Annotated in this window: 3 protein-coding genes and 2 pseudogenes; 2 read left to right on the forward strand and 3 right to left on the reverse strand. The window is 59.6% G+C overall.

Annotation, left to right across the window (positions count from 1 at the left end; translation table 11 throughout):
- Positions 1–1,141: 1,141 nt before the first annotated feature.
- Positions 1,142–1,336, forward strand: a pseudogene (locus tag E5W70_RS16175) (SMC-Scp complex subunit ScpB); the annotation flags it as partial.
- Between the two features lie 70 nt (positions 1,337–1,406).
- On the opposite strand, the gene E5W70_RS16180 reads toward E5W70_RS16175, so the two are convergent.
- On the reverse strand, positions 1,407–1,733 hold the full coding sequence (locus E5W70_RS16180) for a hypothetical protein (RefSeq protein ID WP_158302655.1): 327 nt from the start codon (positions 1,731–1,733) through the stop codon (positions 1,407–1,409).
- 52 nt (positions 1,734–1,785) lie between these two features.
- Between E5W70_RS16180 and E5W70_RS16185 the strand changes: the two genes are divergently transcribed.
- Positions 1,786–2,370, forward strand: coding sequence for a nucleotidyl transferase AbiEii/AbiGii toxin family protein (locus E5W70_RS16185; protein ID WP_292659693.1), 585 nt, complete (start codon positions 1,786–1,788; stop codon positions 2,368–2,370).
- Positions 2,371–2,507: 137 nt separating this feature from the next.
- Here the strand turns inward: E5W70_RS16185 and E5W70_RS16190 are convergent.
- Together E5W70_RS16190 and E5W70_RS16195 are read right to left on the reverse strand one after the other, a co-directional pair.
- A pseudogene (locus tag E5W70_RS16190) lies at positions 2,508–3,505 on the reverse strand (tyrosine-type recombinase/integrase); the annotation flags it as partial.
- A gap of 219 nt (positions 3,506–3,724) precedes the next feature.
- Positions 3,725–7,258, reverse strand: coding sequence for an autotransporter domain-containing protein (locus E5W70_RS16195; RefSeq protein WP_292659695.1), 3,534 nt, complete (start codon positions 7,256–7,258; stop codon positions 3,725–3,727).
- Positions 7,259–7,955: the final 697 nt, after the last annotated feature.

The following is a 7,955-nucleotide window of genomic DNA, read 5'->3' on the forward strand; positions in this document are numbered from 1 at the left end:
TCGACGAAGTCTTCCTGACGCCACGCATTGTTATGCCGCAGCAACAGGGGCGTTCGGGCGCAAGTCTGGTTGTGAAATCGGCTGCTACAGGGGCATGCCGCGCTTCATATCCATACCGTCAGCGAAGAAAGCGCGGCGCGAGCATCACCAAAGAGAAGCGGCGCGCCGTTCGTTTGCGGTCCACTGACCAGTCGGCTTCACCTGTACAACACGGGCTGGCATAGCGTGAAACTTAGCCTCCAATGGCGGAAATTAGCTTATAGCACCCTGCCCACAACCAGCGTCGAAGCCACCCCCACGCCACCAAGTCTTCAGGGAACGTCCTGAACGGAACCCAGCCGGGCACTCCTATCAAAGCGACCCCCTTCGCATGCTCAGGCCGCGCTTGCTGTCGCTGCGCGGGACCGACAGCCTGCTTCTGCCCTGCACAGTGCCGACGACACATGCTTCGACGAAATGGCGTCATCGAGGTCGGGTGGCTTCGGCGCCGGTGCTTTGCCAAATTGCATGATGTTTGGATGTCCGTGGGGGCGGGCAAGGGGGCACAGTCGTGCCTGCAGTTCTCGTGACTGGCGCGGTCGAGGCTGATGGGCGGGATGAACGATCATATGACTGCACCACTGGTATGACGCCGCGCGAAAGGGCATGGGAGTTTTTGCGCCGCAATCCAGCATTCCAGCGTGAGGTGACCGCTGCAAGCCAGCAGGCCAATAGCTGGTCTTACCAACCCTTGCTTGACCTGGTCGCGTCGGCCGGCGACCTGTTACGCTGGGGTGTTCTGTTTCGCCGAGTCATATGGGCGAAATTCGATCGTTTCTGGTTCCGCTCTGGTGCGTCCATGTGTTGCCAGTCATTGCAGAACATCTGCCAGCATCGTCGGAGACAACGCCGTGCGAACTCTTGGCATTGCCATGTCGTGCGACGGTCCTGCCTGGCGCCCGGCAAAGGCCAACATGTTCTTCTTCGCAATGCCGAGCATACGCTCCAGCTCGCCGTCTCTGGCGTGGATATCTTGAGCCTGTCTGTCTCCGAACCGAGGCGATCTGGCCCGCGAGCTTTTGAGGCACCGCCTGAGGGCGGCTCGAGTGCCTCAATGCTCTAAGTGTGGGTCAACGTCTGCCTGCCCGCTGAATTTGGCACGCCTTACACCTACGTCACGACCAAGACCTTCCTGTTGCACTTCGGCCTCGACACACTGCGGGATTTGCCCGATTTCGAGGCGATTGAGGTTGCCGCGCTGCTCAGCAAGGAGAAGCTGCTGGCGGGCGATACTCCCGTCGGGCTGGTGAGTGGTGGAGGAGGTGAGGAGCGACACTCCAAGGCCAGGACGGGCTAGCGCAGCAGATACATGGAAGTAATCGCTTGATATGAGCGGTTGAGAGTCGAATCAGGGAACTATGCGATCACTATCGATAAGAGGTGGCAATATCGATCGTGATTGTATCGGGCCACTCTACGGCGAAGGAGGCGGCAACTTGTGTCTCCGACCCGAAACGATTACCTTGCGGCCTATGAGCAAGCATTTGGCATCCGTCTTGACGACCGTGAACGCGCCCTGCAGCGTACAGCTGGACGACGCGGCGCTGGCCGATTGCTTTGCGGATCTCGATTTGGCCAAGCAGCATCCCGCTCATGTCAGCGCCTTTCTCGGCGAGGTCCCTCTCGCCCAGCAAGTCGAGTTCGCAACCGCGCACCACATTCGCGGTCGACGAGATGAAGGCTTTTGCCGCCAAGTTCTCTGCCTGGTCCGGCGAAAGCTATCCGCTCGCCGCGTAATGGCTGGACATGATAGCCGACGCCCGTCCGAATGGCGGCGGCTTTTTCGTATTATATCGACCTGATCGACCAGCTTCGCGGGAATGCCGGGGCTACGACTTTGAATGGTCATTTGGCGGCGGAACGGCTATGATGATCCAGATCGGCCATCGCGAAAGCCACGACATCGATATTTTCCTCGACGACCCTCAATTGCTCGGTCATCGACCATCCAAAAGCCACCTGCACTTTGAAACGATGCCGTCCGACTATTTGGGGGACGGGCTTCGGTTCCAGAAATTCGCCTTCGAAGACGTTGGCGAAATCGACTTCATCGTTGCCGGAGCGCTAACAACGAAGCCGTTCTCGACCCGCGTGGTGGAAGGCAGGACCGTGCGGCTCGAGACCATCCCGGAAATCATCGCCAAGAAGGTCTATTACCGGGGATTTCGGAAGCCAACCCGCGCGACATCTTCGACATCGCCGCCGCAGCCCGGTCGCAATTGGACGAGGTCGTCAACGCTCTGCGTGCGCTCCCAGAACAGGTCGCTCGACCCAGACAGCGGATGGAAAAACTCAACAATGAATTCCTCGGCCGCGCCATTGCACAGCTGATGATCATGCCCTGACTACGAAGCGTCGGCCGCCGACAGTCTGGACGCAGCGTTCGCTGCGCTCGACGAGGTGTTGTCATCACTCAAAGAACCTGACCCCCACGACCTAGCGCCCAACCGAGGGAGGGGAGGGGTTTGTCAGAGCCCGGACGCCTTGGTGAGGTTGGTCCGGAATCTGCCGCGCCTCCGCTGATATTTGCGGGTCATCTCGGCCGAGGCATGGCCGAGCTGCTTCTGCACGTAACGCTCCTCGACGTCGGCCGACGAGGCAAGTCCGGCGCGCAGCGAGTGGCCCGAGAACAGCAGCGCCCGTTACCCTTCCGGGAGATCGGAGGGGACGCCGGCGGCGATCGTCACCTGCTTGACCAGGCGGGCGACGTGCTTGTCGGAGAGCCATTCGACGTCGACGGTCTTGTTGTCCTTGAAGATGCGGCGGAACAGGGGTCCACGTGCGATGCGGCCAAAGCGGATCCAGCTCTCGAGCGCGACTACGGGGTAGGTGTGGTCGCTGGAGCCGCGGCCGACCTCGACCTCGCGCCAGCCGGTCTTGCCGCGCAGGGTGACCAGCAGCCCTTGCCGTCAAAAATCTCGATCCAGCCGGCGCCATCGCTGTTGTCGTCGCGCATGACGTCGAGACCGACGATCTCGGAGCGCCGCAGGCCGCCGCCACAGCCCAGGAGCAAAATAGCGCGGTCGCGCAGGCCCTGAGGTCGTGGCCGAGCGTGGCGATCATCGCCAGTAGATCGTCGCCAGGACCGCCTCTTTCTGCCGCGGTGGCTTTGCGTGCTTGCGCGGCGAATGCCGGCAAGAACCTTATAGATATGCCGCTCCGCGCGGTCCAACGGCCGGCCGCGCTGGGTAAAGTTCCAGGCGAGGCCGGAAAGCCGCCGCTCGATGGTCGCAACCGAAAGGGCAGGGGCGCCACGCTTCGGATCGCCGGCGGCGGTGCCCGAGGCACAGGCGCTGATATTGAGCCTGATCACCTTCGAGCCCGGAGGCAGGGGATCGAAGCCAGCGCGCCGGCACCAGGAGGAAAAATGCCGCCAATCCTTGGGGTAGGCGTCGCGCGTGTTCTCCGAGGTGGCGTTGTAGCCCCTCGCGGTCTCGACCAGTTCCTGGACATGCGCCGGGACTCTTTGAGCCGGGTCTCCATCTCCTTGTAGAGCTTGTCAAGCTCGCCATCGACTGGCTTCAGGTCGTCGATTGAACATTGCGTCATCATAGGCTTTGTGCCTTGTTGTAGCAGGCGTCGTCCGTTCGCGCGGCGGACACAGACATCACCGTCGCTGAGCCGAGAACGACGGTAAAAGAAAATGCACTCACTGACTTCATAACCAATCTCTTTTGCGGGTGATTTAGAAACGGACGCCGAGCTTGGCGCTGAACCCGTGTGTCTGGGCATCCGAGGCGATCTGTCCCTGATAGCCGATGCCGAACGTCGCGTTCTCGGTGATGTTTACGTCCAGCCCAGCTTCGAGCAGAGCTGCGTTCTTTGCGATCGGCACGCCCTTGATGGCGAAGGAGGAACCGCCAGCAAAGGCAAGAGCGGTATCCGGCCTGACGTCGCCGAAGGCGTGGCGCCAGCCAAGACCGCCGCGCGCGGTAGCAGTCACGGTGCCGAGGGTCAGTACCGTCGACGCACGCAGACCTAGCGTGGTAAACGCCGTGTCGCTCGAGCGATCCCCGCTCGACAAGGCGGCTGCGCCGCCATTCTCGGTGAAGCCATCGGCGTCAAAATTCACATAAGCGAGATTAGCGTAGGGCTCGAAGGAAGCCGAAGCCGTATTGATACGGTAGCCGAGCTCGCCAAAGGCCTGGAACGTGCCGGCGTCGTAATCGGCCGAAAGGCTGTCGGCGAAGCCTGGAAAGACCACGGACCTGCCGGTCTCGATGCTGTGCCAGGTATAGGCAAGGCCGGAACGAAAACCGAGATTGCCGTTCTGCGTGCCGGCAAAAAGACCGAGATGGTAATTCTCGCTCGAGCCCGACGACGCGCGATCGTCCGCCTCCAAGGAGGTATGGCTGTAGCCGCTGATGAGGCCGAGCCGCCAGCTTTCGCCGACAGCCGCGTCACCGCCAGCCAGAAAGCCGCCTGTCGAGTGATCGAGACCGGCGGCATTGCCGTCGCTGTCGAGATGACCCCAGGCGCCGAAGCCACGGCCCCATACGGCGAAATTCTCACTCGTTGCCGGGGCCAGTTCCAGACCACCCAGCCCATAAGTCATCACCGGAACGCTGGAGGCACCGACGCCGTCGAACGCCGCACGGATCCGTTCGCTCGCGGCATCGCGTACAGAATGACTGTCCTCGATGAGGCCGCTATGAATGGAAGCATGAACCTCGCCTGATAGCATATCGAAAGCGTTGCGGGCTTCCGGCGCCGTCAGGAACAGGATGTTGTCCTGGATCGGATTACCGCTTCCAAGCGCCTGAGCCGCTGCGGCGACCGAGCGTTGATTGAAGGTGCTGGCTACATCGGCAAACGCCGTCGATGTGCGGCTGATATCGAGATAGACATTGTTGGCATCGTAGACGAGCTGGAAATCGACGAAGGGCGTCGCGTCTGTCGCCAGAGCCCCCGTCAGCCCGCCATAGGTGCCGCTTACGCCGCCTGCTGCGGAGAGCAGAGTATATCGGGCATCGACCGATAGCGTTCCCTGCCGCAGCAGCTCGATCTGCGCGCCGCTGTCGATCGCCGCTGCTCCGCCAACATCGATGAGATCGGACGACCTTGCGAGGTCGACCTGATAGATCGATCCGGACTGCTGCGCGAAATCGCCCGTGACAGTCAGTGTGGTGACGATCCTGCTCGGATCGGTCGCACTGCCAGGAGCGACCGTGCCGCCCTCGGAAATGGTGACCGCACCGTAGGTGCCGCCGCCTGCGACGACACCGCCGCTGTTTGCGATAGCCGTGCCCCCGATCTGCCCGTCATTCCCGAGAAAGCCGGACGTGGTCGCATCATGGGAAAGCACACCTGTATCGGCAAGCAGCAATCCCGCGCCGGAACCGACCGTCGTCATGCCGGAAAAATTGTTCTTTCCGCTCAGCGTTTGCACGCCACCGGCAACGAATAGTTTGCCGCCCATATTATTGTTATCAACGTCGAGGTCGTTGATGCTGCCGGCGAAAGTGTCGTTCGAAGCCGTTAGCACCAGGGTACGCTTGCCCAGTTCGACCGTTCCGCTGCCACTCAGGCTACGAATACGGGCATCGTTGTAGGCGTCGGAGATTCCCCAATAGTCGCTGCCATTTCCATGTTCGGAGATATCGAACGTGCCGTCTGCAACGACTTTCGCTGACCGTTGGATGTTGCCGAGCCCCGCAAGCGAGAGATAGGCATCCTGAGCAATATTCGTCTCGCCGGTGTAGGTGTTGACATTCGTCATCCGGACCACCGTCTTTGTATCAAGCGTCAGCGATCCGGAGCCGGAGACGACACCCGCTATGCCGAACCCGCCCTCATTCCCCATGCTCGTCGTGATCCTGCTCAGACCGGTCCCTTCGGGTGCGGATGAATCGGTAGAGAAGTTGCTGGCAGTGACGAAATGTGACGTATAAGCGGTATACTTCTTCTCCAGATCGAAAATGACCGATCTGTTTTTGAAGAAGTCAAGACCGGCAACAAAACTGGTCTGGTCATTGGGTTGTTCCGTCGTGCCGCTGGTGTAGGTGAAGTCGATATTGTCCAGCCTTACCGGATCGCCATCCGTTCCTGCGATTGTAACGCTCGGGATGTTGCCCGATGCGCTTACGATCTCGCGTTGCTCATTTCTCCGAACATTTTTAAGTTTGACGCCCGCATCCTGAAATTGCTTCAGCATCGCATCACTGATCTCCAGACTGCCACCGCCCGGTGTGCCGGTGTCGAGCAATACCGCGGTCTTGTTGGGGTCGGTGATTGGTGGGGCTCCATCCTTAACCGTGTACTGCAGATTGTAGCTGCCTTCGTATTCGGTCGAGGCATTGGCGCCAGAGCCAGGAAAATTCTGATAAGAATCCTGATCTTTTTCCTCGGGTTCTCCCCATGGCATGGCATTAGTATATTGGGCCCGGAGGCTTGGATTGAGGTTGACAATCGTGCAGGGGGAACAGCCAGGCGTTTGGTCGCTCTCGGAATCCGGATTCACATTGGCGGAGACCACGTAGCCAGACCTGGTGACACTGCCCATCATGCCCCAGACACTTGTCTTGCCAAGAAAATCGCCGGCCCCGAATGTACCTGCGAAATCGCCGCCTTCGTCTGCCATCTTGCCAGCGGTCATTTTCGCCCGCTGCTCCTTATCGGCGTGATAAGGTTCTTGGAGATCCTGACCATACATATCTTTAAGTCCATCCGTCACGGATCCCGGCGTGCACTTAAGATTGTTGTCCTTGCAATACGCAAGGGTATAGACAAAATCGAGAATGCGAGCAGCCCGGTATTTCTTATCGCTTACAGACGGCCCGTCGATTGTTATCTTTTGATCTGGATCGACATATGTAAATTTATCAATTTCCACGTTCTGAAGCTTATTACCATACGTTCCGTCCCCGTACGTATATACGTAAGGCGTGTCGGCAATCGGGCGGACCCCGGTCACCTCTGACCCGATCTGCGTGTTGAGCTGGTCCGAGCCCGTGTCGAATACGTATCGCTGCGCGTTGCCATTGTTGATCTTGGCCCAGATGCCCAGGCGGTCATGGCCTTCCCCGACATACTCCAGCGGGATCGAAATCGGGTCGTCGGCCAACGCTTCTCCAGTTGGAAATGCTACCAGACCCACCCCGAGAGACACAGCCGGCAGGAATACCGTCGTCATCGCGGTGGTTGCCGCCAGAAAGTTCTTTGTCCTGAAACAAGCCTGCATACCTGGTCCTCGAAAAAGTCTCGCAAACTGATTGATCATTGGAACGGCCTCCTGAATGTTGTTTAACGAGACCCTTTATGGCGGCCCTGGCTGACAACAGCCTGAAAGCTGCAAGCGGCATGCGGCATGCGAAAATGGGGCGATCCTGACTGACGACAGATGCTGTCAACAATGGAAGAGTGCTCGGCCTGAAAGCTGAGCACGCTTTATGCTCAGGCTGCTGACAAGGCCAAAGCAGCGTAAGTGCGGAGTGAAATCCAGGGTCCACATGGGTCGTCGCGCTTCCCGTGCGCCTGGGAAGGCGCCGGCCCGGCCAAGCTTTCCCAGATCGTCCGGATGGCGCACAAGATACCGGTTCAGGTCGATCGAGATGGAGCCGAGGCGTATGCCAAGGCGGTCGACTGCCTGACGAAAGATCAGAATGCGTCGCTGGCGCTCTACGATTTCCGCCGGCAGCGAGCTCAGCCTCCTGCCGGGCATCCGTGTTTACTGGCGACGAGACACAAGATGTGCCCAAATTGCCACCAGACCGTCACCTGCGATGAGTTTCGGCAACGGATTTTGTCCTTTCAATCGTCGCCACTTCCTGGCCGCGGCCAACATGGGCCACTCGAAGGCAGCAGACTGGCGGCTATATGGACGGGCTGTGAGCCCGAACCGGAGACATTGGCGAAATCTACGATCTCTATAGCAACGTCAAGGAGAAGCGCGAGGTGTTGCAGATGTGGTCAAATCA

The organism is Mesorhizobium sp., from assembly GCF_005063415.1.
In the GTDB taxonomy this organism is placed as follows: Bacteria; Pseudomonadota; Alphaproteobacteria; order Rhizobiales; family Rhizobiaceae; genus Mesorhizobium.

Coding starts and splice junctions, on each gene's coding strand:
- E5W70_RS16185 (WP_292659693.1), top strand. CDS start 1,786: ATGATAGCCGACGCCCGTCCGAATGGCGGCGGCTTTTTCGTATTATAT.
- E5W70_RS16195 (WP_292659695.1), bottom strand. CDS start 7,258: ATGATCAATCAGTTTGCGAGACTTTTTCGAGGACCAGGTATGCAGGCT.